We start from the raw sequence: 17023 nt of genomic DNA on the forward strand, positions 1-17023 counted from the left end.
CCTTACGCCGCAATCACAACAAGCAACACGATCAAGGCCGCGACCACATACAGGCAGTAGAGCCTGAAGTCCCCGCCTTGCAGGCATTGCATGCGTTTTGCTATTCGGTTAATCACACGAACCAATGGGTAGATAATTTTCTCATCCCAGAACGGTTCCACCTTCCCTGCTCCCTCTTTCGTCACTTCTAAGGTTTGCGCTAAACGCGCTGAAGGGTCGAGCTGAGTACGCAGGCGATACAGCGGTGCAAACATAGAACGCAGCGGCTGAGTAAAGCCTCCCGCGGACACGGACATCTCTTTTTCCCATGCATAACCACACGCCCAAGCATCCCCTTTACGGCGCGCTTCGAGCTGTTTGCCTTTAAATACCATGTAGATAATCAGTGGAATGATAGGCAGTGCGAGCAACAGGATCAGCGTCATGGCTGGAGAGATCATCGCTTGAGACGCGCTGTTTGGAACTAGCATCGCTCCTTGTGCCACGGTGATATCGGTGGCGTGTGTCAGGGACATTGCCACGTTGGCTAAAACCGGAGCGATATAGGTCGCGCCTACCCCTAAAATCACGCAGATAGCCGCTAAAATCAGCATCGCGGCGGTCATTGTCCATGGCACTTCGCGAGCATGAGTGGCTTGCTCACTGCGAGCACCTCCACAAAAACTGACGCCGTACACTTTCACAAAACACATTGCCGCCAAGGCCCCGGTGATGGCTAACATCACAATGGCGATTGGGCCGCTGATGCGCATAATAAAAGTGCCTTCATGGCTCATGGAGAATAAAGATTGGTAGGTATACCACTCACTAACAAAGCCGTTGAGTGGTGGCAGCGCGGAAATCGCCATACAGCCGATTAAAAACGCGGTTGCGGTCAGTGGCATTAATTTGGCTAAGCCACCCATTTTTTCCATATCGCGGGTATGCACACGGTAGATCACGGCGCCCGCCCCAAGGAACAGTAAGCCTTTGAATACGGCGTGGTTAAGTAAGTGGTAAATCGCACCGAGCAGACCAATGGTTGCCAACACAGGCATATTGTTTGCCATGCCAACCATCGCCACACCGACACCCATCAGGATAATCCCGATATTTTCGACGGTGTGCCAAGCCAGTAAGCGTTTGATATCGTGCTCAGCCAGTGCATACATAACCCCAAGAACCGAGGAGACTGCACCGAATGCCAGCACCACAATGCCCCACCAGCCTTGAGTGGCGCCGAGTAAGTCGATACCTACTTTGATGATCCCAAAGATACCGATTTTTACCATGACGCCGGACATTAATGCTGATGCGTGAGATGGTGCTGCGGGGTGAGCTTGCGGTAACCAGCTGTGCAGTGGGAGCATCCCTGCTTTGGCACCAAATCCAAAAAATCCCAATAAGAAAACGATGGATGCCATCGCCGGTGAAAGCGAAAGCTGGCGGAAGGAGTCGAAATCTAAGCTGCCACTTTCACGCCACATTAAGAAGAAGGCGATCATAATTAAAATCGAACCGGCGTGGGCAATAAAGAAGTACAGCAGACCCGCGCGGATAGATTTGTCATCTTGGTCGGCAATGACTAAGAACCAAGAGGCTAGCGACATCATTTCAAACAGGATGATGAAGTAGAAGGCGTTGTCCATCACCACCAAGGCGACCATCGAGGCGATAAACAGGTTCAGGAAGAATCCCATGCTCCACGCGCCACGACCGCAATATTCCTGAACATAGTTTAAGGAATAGAGGGCACTGACAGTCACCAGTAGCGAAATCACCATCACCATAAAGGCGGCGAGGCTATCTAATCGGACGACAAAGTTGGCAAACGGGAATGGGCCTTGCGACAGGTAAGTGAGTACTTCGCCACTCATTAGCACCGGAATAGAGCTGCATAAGCCTAGAACGCCGCCGATCATGGCTGAAATTCCCGCGACATAAATGGCGAGCTTTTCTTGGCGTTTAAAGAGCAACGAGACAAAGCCACCCACCGCGTAGAAAATCACCGACCATAAAAGTAACTGAAGAGGTGTCATTATGGGTTCTCCCGATCAGCAACAAAAATGTCGAACTCTGGCGGCATGGCATCGACAGATGCGCTGCGGCGTTTGGCACTTTCGTTTTCGAGTTGGTGTTCTTCCACCAGATGGAGGGCATCGGTTGGGCAGACTTTGACACAAGCTGGCCCTTCGTCACTGAAATCACACAGGTCACACTTCACGGCGATATTGCGAATTCCCGCATTCCACGCAAGGAAAGGATTCATGGTTGGAAGGCTATCTGGCACATCTAATAGCATCTCTTTTGGAACATATTGTTCAAAGAAATCAGGCATATTGACCGGTTTGCTGCCTGATGGTGTAATCGCCCCAAATGGGCACACCAAGCCACACAGTTTGCAACCAATGCACAGGCTTTCATTCAGCACAATCATGTCATTTTCGTGGGTGATGGCATTGACCGGACACACACGCGCACACGGGGCATCGTCACATTGACGACAGAGCATCGGTGCGGTTAGCTCGCCAACTTTGACCACCTTTAGTCGCGGATATGTTTGTAATCCTTGGGCTTTATGCGTTTCTGAGCACGCCGCCATGCAAGTGTTACATCCGATACACAGTTGTGGGTCTGCAATTACAAAGCGATTCATTCGCTTTCCCCTCCAATAAAATCAGTCGGATCTTAAGTTTGTTGCAGACACCTAAGCATTTTTTGTGCCAGAAATAATATTGTTATTTATCAGTTGGTTGGAGTTTTGTGGGGTGGGAGCTCGACAGTAATGACGAAGGGGGAAATAAAAGAAAAATAAAATTTAAAGTGATGGCTAAAGCTTAAAAGTTCAAAAAAGGGTCTTATTCATTGCCGCAATCAACTCTCGCCTAACTGGGGCTCTACCTAATTGATTGTATAGATCAAAACAACTGTCCCACACGGCCCTTATCCGAGGTCCTTTGGGATAGCCATGTTTACTTAAAATCATAGATTCCTCCATTAATAACCTGAATATTATTTATTCTTAATTTGTGTAGAATTAATGAGTAACAGTAATAATGGAAAATTAAAATGAACAATAGTGAATTAATAAAAAAACTTCTACCTACGCTGGATAATACTGAATTACTTTCAATACATGCAGATATTTTGCTTGAATTATGCACAAGAAATGTTTTACGCACCCAAAATAATCCAGTAGGTGACTATGCTGAATGGTTAGTTTCTCAAGCATTTGGGATGAAGTTACTGAATAATTCCTATCCTGGGGTTGATGCAATAGATGCAGATGGCCAAAAAGTTCAAATTAAAGCACGCAGAATCACACCAAATAGCCTTTCTAAACAGTTAAGTGCTTTGAGAAATTATGATGCAACTGAATTTGATTACCTTATTGCTGTCATATTTGATGCACACTATAACGTCATTGAAGCATATCAAATTCCTCATATCGTCATTGGGGATTATGCTAAATTTAGCAAGCATACAAATGCACATCTCATCACGTTAAAGGGAGATATTCTTTTAGATGAGAGAGTTCTTGATATTAAAGAAAAAATGATATTAAGTACCACTAAATTACATAACAAGCCGCCATTATTAAACTGAAACTTTTCCACTTTTGGCTACTAATTAAGACAGAATAAAACTGCATTAAAAATCCAGTTTCTTTTCAAAATTGAATGATATAACCAACTTTCATAGCCAAATTCATTATTGTATACATATTTTAAATAACCTGACCCAATCTCATCGCTAATTGTCCTAATGGTTGCGGTGATTTTGCCCAAAAACATCATAATCGCCTTATTGAGCCACGAGCTTATCAACTCACTTAATCAGGCGGTTTTTATGAAAATTACCCAAATACGCAATGCCACACAAATCATCGACTATGCGGGCAAAAGATTTCTTATCGACCCCATGTTAGGGGAAAAAGGAAGCTACCCCGGCTTTGAAGGCACCGCCAATTCACATATTCGTATTCCTATGGTTGATCTACCCTGCGACATTAATAGCCTATTGGATGTCGATGCGATTATTGTTACGCATACCCATTTAGACCATTGGGATGAGGCCGCTGTAAAAGCCATTCCGAAAGATAAGCTCATCTTTGTTCAGAATGAACACGATAAACAGCTATTATCTTCTCAAGGATTCACTAATCTCTGCATTTTGTCTGAATCCACTGAGTTTGCAGGTATTCATTTAATTAAAACCCAATGCCAACACGGTTCTGACCTAGCTTATGAAAACCCTATTTTAAGTGAACGATTGGGAGATGCTTCCGGCGTGATATTTAAACACCCTTCGGAACAGGTGCTGTATTTAATGGGAGATTCTATTTGGTTTTCCGCTATCGAACATAACTTGGCGGTTCATTCGCCCGATGTAGTGATCATGAATACCGGCTGGGCGCATATTTTGGGATACGGCTCGATTATTTTTGGACAAGAAGATATGCTGAAAGTACGGCAGATAAGACCAAATGCAAAGATTATTGGTACCCATATGGAAGCCATTAATCACTGCTTAGTCACTCGGCAACAGTTGCTCAATTACGCGGCTGTAAATGGTTTGGCCGATGCGGTTTTTGCCCCGAAAGACGGTGAAACTGTCTCTATTTAAAATCGCTATTACCGCTGTTTTCTGTCATTTACTGCTTTTCTACTACTTACTGATTTTCTAAAAGCTTGCTGCCATAAAAGGAAACGATAAATGAAGATAACCACCGTTGCAATTGTGGTCACAGAAGGATTTAGCACCTTCCATTTGTCGGTTCCTTTGATTTTCTTTGGCAATATGATGACGGATATCCCCCTGTTTTCACGAAAATTATGCGCAGAAATAGCGGGGCTAATCTGGTCTAAAGAGGGAACAGCGGTCAATGCAGAGTACAGTTTCGATGCCCTCAAAACTGCAGATATTGTGGTGATCCCTTTTTGGGAGAAGATCCATGAGCGCCCTAGTGAGTCCTTACTTACTGCCATTAACATCGCAAAACAGAATGGCGCATTATTGGTAGGATTGTGCCTTGGTGCCTTTGTACTTGCCTATGCAGGTGTACTCGATAACCATAAAGCCGCCACCCATTGGAAATTTGAGCAGGAATTTCAGCGGTTATTTCCGAAGGTCAAATTAGATGTCAATGTGCTGTATACGGAAGATGAGGGCGTAATAACATCCGCAGGAACTGCCGCCGCCCTAGACTGTTGTTTGCATATTGTCCGACAACGTTTTGGTGCCAAGATAGCGAATGAAATGGCGCGCAGAATGGTGACACCGCCCCATCGAGACGGCGGTCAAACACAATATATTGAACAGCTTATTCCCCGTAACACCAGTGACCAACGCATTAATCAACTTCTCGATTATCTGCTAAATCACCTACAACTCCCCCACTCTATCGATGAGCTTGCCAATAAGATGTCCATGAGCCGTCGTACCCTCACTCGTCATTTTCAAAAAGCGACAGGCATTAGCATCGGCGAATGGCTAACCGTTGCCCGCTTGAATCGCAGCCAAGAACTTCTGGAAAGCTCAGCCTTCTCTATTGAACGCGTGGCTGAATTAGCAGGTTTTCAATCCTCCGTGACATTTAGGCAGGTATTTAAGGATAAGTTTGGGGTTAGCCCGATGCAATGGAGAAAAGTATTTGGTAGCAACGAAAATATTTTATAAATCATAAAAGAATTTATTTTTCATATAAAAATAATAATCAAGAAATTATTTTTCATATCTTTTTATTAATATTTAAACCTATCAAAAAATCCATTAAAAAATGAAAAATATATTTTTAATTATCGTTAAAAAATAAAACTGGTAATACCAGGACGGATAAAAACAAATTACGTAATTGAAAAATCACGCAGGTGAAATAAATCCTAATTAAGAATTATCTTAATAAAAATCAATGATAAAGAATCATTCTCACTCTTAACATTAGGATTAAAAAACCGTTTTAATTCCACTTTCAAAATTAAAAACCATTTATTTTCTCAATTTAGATAAAAGGATCATGAGTGTTATTTCTTGAATAAAACACTTGGAAAATAATAACCAGCTTGATTATAGTTCTCGAAATTATAGTTCTAATACAAAATAGGTATTCTTTATACCTATTATAGTTATTCGAATTATAAATTAGACACACAGATCCAAGCGATAACATTGTCATTAACTTTTCCACTTAATTAGTCAAATTTAGATAACTTTATTAAAGGCTAAAAAAATTCACCAATAAAATCAATGCTCATTAATTTAATAATAAGAGCTTAAAAATAATTTAAATAATCCTGTAACTGCATCAGTAGCCTAACAGCTCGCTGGGCATCATTACACTGCTAATAACTTGATTTAATTTATAAAAATTAAACGTCAAGGATGGTTTCACATGAAAAATAAAAAACGTTATTACCCCGCCAATTATCTTCTTTTACTGATAATGGCTTCAACAGGTTATGCTGCCACCATTACAAATGGTGAAGTCAAAGAGTTAGATGATAAAAATGAAATTTTAGATCTTGATAATTTATATATAAGAAATGGGAAAGTTCTTATTAAATCTGGGACATTAGAAACCAATAGCACAGTGATCACTGATTTTTTCGGAGAATCTGGAAATGTGACGGTTTCAGGAAGCGATTCTATCTGGAATAACAAAAGCACCTTGAATCTTGGTGTCATCAGCATTCATAACAGATACACAAAAACACCCTCGCAATCAGGTATTGATATTCTTAATGGCGCTCAAATTTATACCGATAAATTTTCTATGGGTAATTATTGGGGTGCCAATCTAGACGAAGAAGCGCAATATACCTTAAATGTCGATGGCAAAGGTTCCATCTTAAAGGTTAATCAAGATTTAACCGCCTCGTCATTTAACAGTAATCGATTCCCAATCGGCATTGTCACAATCAATATCGATAATGACGGTGTTATTGAAGCTGAAAATGTCGTCATGCATGATATGGGCATAAACTATGACGAAGCATCCCTAAAAACGGTTTTAAATATCAAAAATAATGGATTATTAAACGTTAAAGAAGACGTTTACTTTGCCAAAAACTTTGGAAATGCCGATCCAGATACCCCCAGTGAACTGAATATTTTGTCTGGCGGTAAAATTAAAGCTAAAAACTTCCATGCTGGCTTACATAAAGTCTGGAGTGATAATTCCCCTGTCTCCTTATTAATCTCAGGCAAAGATTCATCAATTGATGTGTCTGAAAATTTTACGACCGGTGGAAATTTACGAAGCTTATTAACTGTCGAAGATGGCGCTGAAATAAACGCTAAAAATATCATATTAGGAACGGGTGATTCCCCAACAGTTGACCCTTACGACATCAACCGACCGCATCCAACCGTCATCGTGACTGGCGAACAATCAAAAATTACCGCTCAAAATGACCTTATTTTAGGGGATAATGTCAGCCATGAAATTACCATTGCTGACGGTGGCATGGTCTCTGCAGAAGGGATAACCCTCGGTAAAACACAGCTTCTCCCAATGACTCTAGGAAAAAGCACTCTGAACCTGCTGGCTGGCGGGAACGTCACCACCCACAAAATCAATTTAAACAAAGACAGTAATTACTTTAATGCTGTTATTTATCATGGTGATGGTGGTCTAGCGGGTGAATTAAATACCGAGAGTATCGAAGGCTTCACTGGCAAAAATAGCTACTTATTTGATAGCGATAAACTCCCTATGCAGGCTGGACTCGTGTTCAATTATCAAAATGATAATGATTTTGCCCCAAACCTGATTAATACCATTAATGTAGTGAAGAACAATACCAATACCATCACGTTTGCAGGAGATAACAACCTGCACAGTGGCATTGTGGTCATCAACGATGGCGCGTTAAAGGCCGGTAATCAAAACGCCTTTGGAAGCCGTGTCGATGTTAAAAACTTCAGCCAGTTTGACCTCAATGGATTTGGGCAAACTATTTCCTCACTGGATAACCGAGGAGAAGTTCATCTTTCAAGGAACAACCAAACACAAACGCATTTAAATGTTCTTAATAATTATAAGGCTGATAATGGTTCTCTCTATTTCAATACTGAACTGGGTGGGGATGATTCAAAAACAGATAAATTAATTATCAATGGCGATAGTACCGGCAATACCACGGTTTATGTGAATAATATTCATGGAAAAGGCGCACAAACGGAAAAAGGCATTGAGCTGATTACCGTTGCAGGTCGTTCCCTTGGGGAGTTTAAGCAAAGTGGACGTATTGTTGCGGGCGCTTATGATTACACGCTGCTGCGCGGTGGCTATGTTCCAGGTACCAACTATAACAACTGGTATTTGACCAGTTTGTATGTGGAGCCGCCGGTAGACCCTGTTAAACCTGTCGACCCCGTGAAACCTGTTGACCCCGTGAAACCTGTCGACCCCGTGAAGCCTGTCGACCCTGTGAAACCTGTCGACCCAGTGAAACCTGTTGACCCTGTTAAACCTGTTGACCCTGTGAAACCTGTCGATCCTGTGAAGCCTGTCGACCCTGTGAAACCTGTCGACCCTGTTAAACCTGTCGACCCCGTGAAACCTGTCGACCCTGTGAAACCTGTCGACCCCGTGAAACCTGTCGACCCTGTGAAACCTGTCGACCCTGTGAAACCTGTCGATCCTGTTAAACCTGTCGACCCCGTGAAACCTGTCGACCCCGTGAAACCTGTCGACCCCGTGAAACCTGTCGACCCTGTGAAACCTGTCGACCCTGTTAAACCTGTCGACCCCGTGAAACCTGTCGACCCTGTTAAACCTGTCGACCCTGTGAAACCTGTCGACCCTGTGAAGCCTGTCGACCCTGTTAAACCGCCACCTAGACCAGAAGTGGGGACTTACATCAGTAATATGCAAGCGGCCAATACTCTGTTTGATCTGCGACTGCATGACCGTTTGGGCGAAACTCAGTACACCGATGCGTTAACGGGCGAAACCAAAGTGACCTCAATGTGGTTACGTAATGTGGGTGGCTTTAATCGTTCTCAAGTGGCGCAAGGATCGCTAAATACACGGGATAACCGTTACGTTGTCCAGCTCGGTGGTGATATTGCCGATTGGTCGACTGATGGGCTTAATCGTTACCATGTGGGGGTAATGGCTGGGTATGCTCACCAGAACAGCAAAACCAAAAATCACCGTAATGGCTATGATTCAAAAGGTAATACAAGTGGTTACAGCGTAGGGCTTTACGGTACTTGGTATGCAAATGAGGCGGATAAATCTGGGTTATATGTCGATACTTGGGCGCAGTATAACTGGTTTGATCATGAGGTTAATGGTTATCAGCTTGCCACTGAGAAATATAAATCTCGAGGCATGACGGCTTCTGTTGAGTCCGGTTATACCTTCAAAATGGGGGAATACACCACCAATGAGATGGTCAATACTTTCTATCTGCAACCTAAAGCACAAGTGACGTGGCAAGGCGTGAAAGCGAATGATCATACCGAAGCGAATGGTACCCTCGTCAGTAGCAGCGGGGAGAACAATATCCGTACGCGTCTGGGATTACGAGCTTACCTGCATGGTCACAATGCCATTGATGAAGGTAAAGGTCGAAACTTTGAGCCTTTTGTCGAAACCAACTGGATTTATAACACTAAACAGTATGGTGTGAGTATGGATGGCAAGCAGTTTAATGTGGCTGGAACCCGCAATATTGGGGAAGTGAAAATCGGTATTGAAGGCCAGATTAACTCGAACTTGAACCTGTGGGGGAACGTTTCTCAGCAGCTCGGTGATTCTGGCTACAGTGATACTCAAGCTGTGTTTGGCATTAAGTATATGTACTAGTTTAATTTCGTATTTTTAATTCGTATTTGTAGCATATAAAAAAGCGGCTTGTATCTTGGTGGTGCAAGTCGCTTTAGTTTGTGCGGTTGGAATGGGGGGATTTTGGGATTTGTTTGAAAGGATAAATTGAGTGATATAACAGAATGAATTGATAATATATCCATTTGATTATAATGAATATTTTTATCGCAAGGATCAGTAATCAGCATATTGATAATCATAGAATTATTTATACATTAAATTATACTAAGCAAATGATGTGACAAATAATAATCACTATGTGTACTCAAAAAATACTGCAAGATAAAGTCTCTAATATCCTGACATGGCGCAAAGGCGATCAAAGGGCTCCTCATAAACCATTATTGCTCCTATTGGCACTTTCAGAGTATCGAAAGGGACATGAGCGGCTGTTTAACTATGGAAAAGAGATCCATCAGCCGCTATTAGATTTGCTGGTGAATTTTGGCCCATCACGTCGAGAACATTCCCCTAATATGCCCTTTTGGCGATTAGCGCGGGATGGATTTTGGGATTTAGAGTCTCACGAAAAATGTCTTTTACAAAAGAAGACTAAACAGCCCTCAAAAAATGAGCTTATCAAGCAAAATGTATTGGGTGGATTTAATCCAGAAAGCTATCAACTCCTTCTGACTAAACCCAATTTAATTGATAAATTAGCGCAGCAAATTTTAAGCGAACATTTTCCTGAAAACGTTCAGGATATCATTGCAAATCGCCTCGATTTCCCATTGCAAGAAATTCGTAAAATCCGAGATCCTGCATTTAGAAAAAACATTTTACGGGCATACAATTATCAATGTGCAATATGCGGCTATAACCTGCGCTATGACAGCGCGGTTGTTGGTTTAGAGGCTGCACATATTAAATGGAAGCAGTTTGGCGGGCCATGTACGACAAATAATGGTATTGCGTTATGTTCATTGCATCATTCCGCATTTGATATGGGCGCGATTAGTATTGACGAGAATATGAAACTGCTGGTTTCTAGCGGCGTTAATGGCAGCCAGATGGTCGAGCAATTATTTTGGGCATTTTCAAATAAGTCAATTTACCTACCGAAAAACCTTGCAGAATATCCTAGTGATGAGTTTATTAATTGGCATCGGGAGCAAGTTTTTAAACAATGAGGGTTGGGTGGTTTTGTTTATGGTTTTTCCTGTGGAGGAATGCTGTAAATAATAGGGGATTTTAGTTTGTTGAGAAATTAGTGAAGTTGATGGGATTAATTTCAGTGTTTGGTTTTGGTGCGAAGGCCGGACTCGCTTTTAATAGGCAATTCATTGTTTTTATTTGATATAAATTAATATAAAAATTTTTGTATACTTAAATGTATACTTAGTGGTTTGAGGTTTGAGGTTTGAAAATTTGATAAGCAACTAACATCTAGTAACTTCAGATCAAATCTGAAGTTACATAAATTATTTTTTCCCTGCCACACTCATCTTAGCCAGCTCTGGATTATTGGCCTCAAAGATCGATAGTGGTAACTCAACCTTGCGTCCATTCTGATCTTCTACAGCTTTAACCACTTCGAATTCAGCGATATCCTCACAAGGGATTTCTAACCCAGTAAATGTGGCTCGAGATGCACTGGTATCACCAAACGGATCAACTTCTAACACCTCATCACCTAGTACTTTTCCTTGCCTATCTTTCATTCGCAGCGTGAGTTCAAGGGCACCAAATTCAGCATGGTCTAACACCATATGGTTACCGCCATTATCAAGGATAAATGAGTAACCACAATAGCCTCGATTAATAAAGTTTGAGCTGGTATGCGTAATACTCGCATAGCGTTGTTCTTCCGCCATTACTGATGTGCTCAGAGCTAAAACACCAACAGCAACCAATAAATTGATTTTATTCATAAGTAATTCCTTATTAGACGTTACCATCATTTTAATGATGTACTAAATTCAAGGGCACACGACTGTGCCCAAAACGGATAATTATTTTTTCTCTTTCTGTTTGATTTTTTGGTACTCTGCATCGGAAAGATGACCATATTTTGTTGCTCTTTCATACCGTTCTACAGCTTGTGCATCAATTTGTAATCCACCTTGCATTCTATCCTTTTCTTTCCAACGCGGGCGATTTTTACCCGAGAACTCTTTCTTCTGACTCCAATAGCCGATAGGGTACTGAGCCACAATCGTTCCTCCAACACCAATATCGACGGTAGAGTATTGACCATTATTAATGGTTCCTTTTTGGATGTAAGCGTTAGGGCTACACGTGCCAGTATCTCGCTGCTGCCAAAAGCCGTCAGTTCTTGCCACGATATAAAAATCACCGAAGGCACAACCCGAAGCGGATTTACGGTTCAGCACGGCAACATAATGTTTGGTTGAACCCACTATTTTGCAGGTGCTGTTTTGGCTGCCACACACTTGCCACAACGTTTTACCGCCGTCACCTTTGTATTCCCAAATCGTATCTTTAGGTGGCTTGCTGGCAGCAAAGGCTTGTGAAGCGATAAGACATAATGATGCAGAGGTAATAAGGGCTAAATATTTTTTCATTTAAAATTCCTTTCAATATTTTAGATATGTCAATATTGACGCAAGATAAGCACGCCTTAATGGGGGCTCAGTTTTCTCTGGTGTGGCGTATTAAGTGGTCAGCTCATGAATGACTGAATATTTCTTTTCTGTGAAATTGCTTTCTTTAATCTCATTGGGGATAGCGTCTTGATTCTGAATGGGTGTTACCCATTCAAAATTGCAATCACGGCACATCCAGCCCATACCCCATGCAATGATGTCTTGCTCAGAAGAACAGTGAGGGCAATGTGTGGGATGCGATGCTGGTGGGGTTAATAACGTCATGATCGGCTCCTTTCTTTGTGTGATGGAAGAGAGGTAAGTAATTGTGATATCAATCGAAAATGCGGTAATGCTGCAATAAAACTGTTTTGTTGTGACAGTTGCATCACTGTGTGTTTCGGTGTGAAAGGTATATTGAGCGGTTGAACCTGTTGAATATCCTCCAACAACAAGACATGCACTTGCTGATGATATTCCGCCAATAAATACCACTGGCCTTCACGGTAAATCAGTTGATAGGGTTGTAGCGGATTAAAACGACGCTCAAGCGTGAGTATGCTAATAGATTGCTTACTGGTAATGGCATACACCAATTGATAGAAATGGTCGGCATGAAAGGCCGAAATCTTATGGGCGTGATGCCAAATCAAACAAGGTGCATGGGACTGCTGGGTTAACAGTAACCCGAGTAAGCGACTATCTAACCCCGGAAACAGCCGAGTCATTCCAATCTGTTTCACAAAGGTAAGAATATCTTTGTCTCGATAAGCTTTTAGCGTATTGATGGGCAAGCGATAACAACCTTGCCGACCTTCTACACCCAGATAAGCCAAGCGTTCACGTAAATCGCGCTGTAACGTGCGCTCAGAAACGTTGAACTCTTGGGCTAAACATGAGAGCACAAGGCTTTCTCCTGCCATTAAGCGGGCAATCAGCGCAGAGAGTCGCACAGCCATGCGGTCATATTTTCGGTTGGTCTGAAACATAACGTATTGCTCTCAATAACAGACAGTTAGAAATTACAGGTGTGAGGGAGTTTAACTTAGGGGATTGACAGGTTATGTCTGTTGGGAAAAATTCTCATTAGGCATTTTAATGAAAAATCACTATAAGTAATTCATTGATAAATAACGTTATGTCTTTTATTTGAACGATAAGAAAGTAAGGCGTAGCGACACAACCTGTCAGGGCGGGAAAATTAGTTGGGCTGGCGAGGGGTAAGTTGGTTAAATAAGGTATCCGCCATCACCCACAGGGCTTTATTGAGTTTGATATCACCATCAATCCCATTTACTGAACGAGTACGAGCGCGTTTACCTTTTGCAGTCCTGCCTGATAATCCTCCCTTGATTAAATTTTCCTGTAATCGTTGGTACACTGTCCAAAGATCGTCTTTCTTATCCTCAAAACGGCGAGGTTGTAAGACTTGAGCTTCAGTTATTGGTTGATGTTCCTCACCAAAGCGATAGGTTAAAGCCGCATGCGCCAAGGCCTGCTGTGCTGGTGGCGGTAATAGTAAGGACTGCATTTGCTCACGTTTTTCAGCGATGGTATCGAAGGTGCCTAATACTTCATAAGCCCCTTCAATGACATTATCGACAACATGACCTCGGTGGGGGACTCTGACCTCCCCAAAGGTATCGCCACAAACCAGCCCATTTTGACAAACATAGCGAAAAAAGCCAGGTAACATTTGATAACTGCTTGAACCATCATGGCTATTAAGTAAGATGATTTCAGGCACTTGGCTACCCGTAATTTGGTCATGACGTCGGAGCCGTAACATATGCTTAGTATGATCACGACGGCTGTCATCTCGCACACGAGTTTGGCATGCAAAGAATGGATAAAAACCTTCTTTCTGTAAACTATCGAGTAAGGTAATCGTAGGAATATACGTGTACTTTTCGCTACGAGAATCGTGTTTCTCTTCAGAGAACACACTGGGTACGGTGCGAAATAACTCTTCGAGAGTTAACGGGCGGTCACGGCGAATGCTATTCGCTGCACCAAAGCGGGACGCTAAGCGAGTCATAATGAATTTCCTTTAAAATAAAGTAGATAGATAATACGAAGGCGTAAATAAGGACGTGGTTAATCGATTAGATGGAAAATGGCGGAACGTTCTAGGTGTTGCGCCGCATAATCACGCAATTGATAAAAACGATCGACGAGGGTGTCACTTTCCGTTTGAAATGACCATAAACTGTACATCATCAAACACACGGCAATGCCTGCCGCTTCACAGCTAACGTTCGCTTCATTGCCGTTATGCGGGTTGAATAGCGTAAGCTCCTCTTGATTTAAATCGGGATAAATAAAAGCGCCGCCATTAGATAAAGTGCAATATTCCCAATACCCCCCCCTGATAGTCATCACAAAACTGCCCCATAGTGGTAAAGATGACCACTTCAAAGGTGGTCCAGCCTTTCACGCTTCCGAAGTGATTGAGCCAAAAATCCAGGCGTTGCTCATCGGGAACGAGTGTCATTGTAATTGCACATTCAGTTGAATTATTCATCAGTTGATACTCCAAGAAAAAGAAATAAAAAAGCGCCAATCCTGTTAAGGACTGACGCTGAGAGTGATAATTAATGGGGTAATGTAAGAGGTTAAAAGAACATTCTCCACAGGGATTTAGCGACGGATACGATACTGTTTTTAACGGTGCTAACCGTACTTCTTATCAATGGCGGCAAGGGAATGATATTGATTAAGGTATCCACAATATCACTGACACATTGACCAAAATCGTTACGTGCGGCGTTCTCCACCGATTGCGTCCGGTAAGAGTTGTTCAGTTGCCTAGCTACTCCGCTACTGGCTTGCGCCGGTAACGCCTGTATTAATTGCTCAGCTAATTCAGTGAGTTGAAAACCTTCTGCCGCAGAGACTGTCATCACAGGGTGGTGCGGCTTGAATGCTGTTATCACGGCTTGCTGCTTCAATTCTAAGTTAGCCACTTGTTCAAGGGATGGCTGGTGGTTGTGTTCATCCCACTGGCGGCAGGGCTCTATTTTGTCAGCCTGATTCAATACAAACAGAAATCGTTCAGATTGGTAGCCACATTGCTCAGTAAGAAAGCGATAACACTGTTCATCAGAAGACCATGCCCTATCATCGGCTTTGAGTACCCAGATGATTAAATCCAGTTCTGGTAACAAATTACGGTAGAGGCGGTGGTACTCTTTATCCCGTTCGATACTTTCCCCCACGCCGGGTAAATCTACAAAAGTGAGAGTATGGTTGTTCATCGTCATGCTGAAGCGTTGGGCTTGGCGTGTGCAGCCTGAAACATCACTCACAGGTGATAATGACGATTGGAATAGTGCGTTGATTAAGCTGGATTTTCCTGCACCCGTTTTACCCATCAAACCGATGGCGGGGGAGTAATTGATGAGCTGACTGAGTTGGTTAAAAAATGATGTTTTAAATGAAAAGGGAAAGGCTGCGAGAGCCTTCTCCAGTTCAATATGTTGATTCATACAAACTCCTTGAAAATAAAATTATCATTACTCAAGGTGATAATATATATTTGAAATTATTTTAAATTTTTCTTTTTAACTAACAGTATGAGCTCTTCAATGGAATCCCGTGGTAGATCAATTTGATCAATCATCGCCTCGATAATTTCGTTAATATTTTTATTATGATTTTTGGCTATTTTTTTTAATTTTAACATTGATGATTTGGAAATATACGTATTCAGTACAGCCTTATCTTTTACACCATCACGATATTTTTTTTGGCTCCAAGCTTTTCTTGTTTGAGATAGAAAAAGCTTGACCGCTTCTACGCTTGAAATAATAGCCCAACAATCAAAACAGGAAATAATCAATTTCCATTTTTCATTTTGAATAAGAACATTAACATCATCATCAGCAGCAATATTTGCGCGGATCATCCTCTCGGCTATCCATTTTAATGCTTCATTTTTTCTGGGTAAAAATAAAAAAGGATCGGGGTACTCTTTAGAAACAGACGAAGCTTTATCTTTCATGCAAAAGACTGTATCATTAAAATCTTTAGGGTTTATAAACAAAACTAAAAAGTCTAAAAAACAAACAATATAATGAAAAGGGATATTCCTGCCCATGATAGGGTTCAAGTTCAAGGGAGAGTAATTATACACGCCAGTCATAATTGATGGGTAATCATTTTCTATAAGATGTTTATTATACGACTTCATGAGAAAGTTTAAGATAACAAATGATATTCTTTCATCCGTTAAAAAAGATAATTGTTCTATTGGGATAATCTTTTGCTCTATCGTTCTGAGATAATAATCAACATTTTTAAATCCACTCCCGACATGCTGATTTAACTCACTAAGTAATGTACACACATTCTTATTCTTTGCTTCGGATATCATTTTATAAAGCTCATTAGGCGACAGTGTTTTTTCTGAAAACATATAGAACAAAACAGCATAATATTGTCTGCACTCCAAATAATTATCATTGACATTTATATTTATCATTTATTCTCCACGTAGTATTTTTTGCATATATTTACATAGTATTTTACGTAGTGTTTAAGGTGTCATTATACTACATGAAACCCCCTATTTATGTGCTAAAACTCACGATAACTGCACTAATTATTATTAGAGTGAAGGCTAATCTTTAGATAAGTTAATATCAGAGTTGACTCTCCT

Annotated in this window: 14 protein-coding genes and 1 pseudogene; 5 read left to right on the plus strand and 10 right to left on the minus strand. The window is 41.6% G+C overall.

From position 1 onward, the window contains the following. Nucleotides 1-2: 2 nt before the first annotated feature. Both hyfB and H0913_RS16620 read right to left on the minus strand, forming a co-directional pair. Nucleotides 3-2018: a hydrogenase 4 subunit B gene (gene hyfB, locus H0913_RS16615; protein ID WP_181477633.1), complete on the minus strand. Its 2016-nt coding sequence runs from the start codon at nt 2016-2018 to the stop codon at nt 3-5. After that, nucleotides 2018-2635, minus strand: coding sequence for a 4Fe-4S dicluster domain-containing protein (locus H0913_RS16620; RefSeq protein ID WP_181477634.1), 618 nt, complete (start codon nt 2633-2635; stop codon nt 2018-2020). The genes hyfB and H0913_RS16620 overlap by 1 nt, the downstream gene beginning before the upstream one ends. A gap of 413 nt (nt 2636-3048) precedes the next feature. Here H0913_RS16620 and H0913_RS16625 point away from each other — a divergent pair, with 413 nt between their 5' ends. The 5 genes from H0913_RS16625 to H0913_RS16645 all read left to right on the plus strand — a co-directional run bounded on the left by H0913_RS16625 (nt 3049) and on the right by H0913_RS16645 (nt 10947). Further along, nucleotides 3049-3585: a DUF6998 domain-containing protein gene (locus H0913_RS16625; protein ID WP_154638044.1), complete on the plus strand. Its 537-nt coding sequence runs from the start codon at nt 3049-3051 to the stop codon at nt 3583-3585. Between the two features lie 243 nt (nt 3586-3828). Then, the gene (locus tag H0913_RS16630) at nt 3829-4605 is read left to right on the plus strand and encodes an MBL fold metallo-hydrolase (protein WP_181477635.1); all 777 of its coding nucleotides are present in this window, start codon (nt 3829-3831) and stop codon (nt 4603-4605) included. 90 nt (nt 4606-4695) lie between these two features. Then, a complete protein-coding gene (locus H0913_RS16635; RefSeq protein WP_181477636.1) occupies nt 4696-5658 on the plus strand; it encodes a GlxA family transcriptional regulator in 963 nt (320 codons plus the stop codon). Between the two features lie 712 nt (nt 5659-6370). Next, nucleotides 6371-9796, plus strand: a complete 3426-nt coding sequence (locus H0913_RS16640) for an autotransporter outer membrane beta-barrel domain-containing protein (protein WP_232368801.1) — start codon at nt 6371-6373, stop codon at nt 9794-9796. Between the two features lie 278 nt (nt 9797-10074). After that, on the plus strand, nt 10075-10947 hold the full coding sequence (locus H0913_RS16645; RefSeq protein ID WP_181477637.1) for a phosphorothioated DNA-binding restriction endonuclease: 873 nt from the start codon (nt 10075-10077) through the stop codon (nt 10945-10947). Nucleotides 10948-11238: 291 nt separating this feature from the next. Here H0913_RS16645 and H0913_RS16650 read toward each other — a convergent pair whose 3' ends face one another. From H0913_RS16650 to H0913_RS16685, 8 genes and pseudogenes are all read right to left on the minus strand, one after another. Continuing rightward, a complete protein-coding gene (locus H0913_RS16650; protein WP_181477638.1) occupies nt 11239-11688 on the minus strand; it encodes an IrmA family protein in 450 nt (149 codons plus the stop codon). Between the two features lie 81 nt (nt 11689-11769). Next, nucleotides 11770-12342, minus strand: coding sequence for a hypothetical protein (locus H0913_RS16655; protein WP_181477639.1), 573 nt, complete (start codon nt 12340-12342; stop codon nt 11770-11772). 90 nt (nt 12343-12432) lie between these two features. Further along, complete coding sequence (locus H0913_RS16660) at nt 12433-12648, minus strand: hypothetical protein (RefSeq protein WP_232368802.1); 216 nt, start codon at nt 12646-12648, stop codon at nt 12433-12435. Further along, nucleotides 12645-13352 carry a helix-turn-helix transcriptional regulator gene (locus H0913_RS18940; RefSeq protein WP_181477640.1) on the minus strand — a complete coding sequence of 236 codons (708 nt, stop codon included), beginning with the start codon at nt 13350-13352 and terminating at the stop codon, nt 12645-12647. The genes H0913_RS16660 and H0913_RS18940 overlap by 4 nt, the downstream gene beginning before the upstream one ends. Nucleotides 13353-13564: 212 nt before the next feature. After that, nucleotides 13565-14401, minus strand: a complete 837-nt coding sequence (locus H0913_RS16670; protein WP_181477641.1) for a DUF932 domain-containing protein — start codon at nt 14399-14401, stop codon at nt 13565-13567. A gap of 59 nt (nt 14402-14460) precedes the next feature. After that, a pseudogene (locus tag H0913_RS16675) lies at nt 14461-14887 on the minus strand (antirestriction protein). Nucleotides 14888-14978: 91 nt separating this feature from the next. Then, complete coding sequence (locus H0913_RS16680) at nt 14979-15851, minus strand: GTPase family protein (protein ID WP_181477642.1); 873 nt, start codon at nt 15849-15851, stop codon at nt 14979-14981. Nucleotides 15852-15907: 56 nt separating this feature from the next. Continuing rightward, the gene (locus H0913_RS16685) at nt 15908-16846 is read right to left on the minus strand and encodes a hypothetical protein (RefSeq protein WP_181477643.1); all 939 of its coding nucleotides are present in this window, start codon (nt 16844-16846) and stop codon (nt 15908-15910) included. Between the last annotated feature and the right edge of the window lie 177 nt (nt 16847-17023).

The sequence above is a fragment of the Providencia rettgeri genome, from assembly GCF_013702265.1.
GTDB classification, from domain to species: domain Bacteria; phylum Pseudomonadota; class Gammaproteobacteria; order Enterobacterales; family Enterobacteriaceae; genus Providencia; species Providencia zhijiangensis.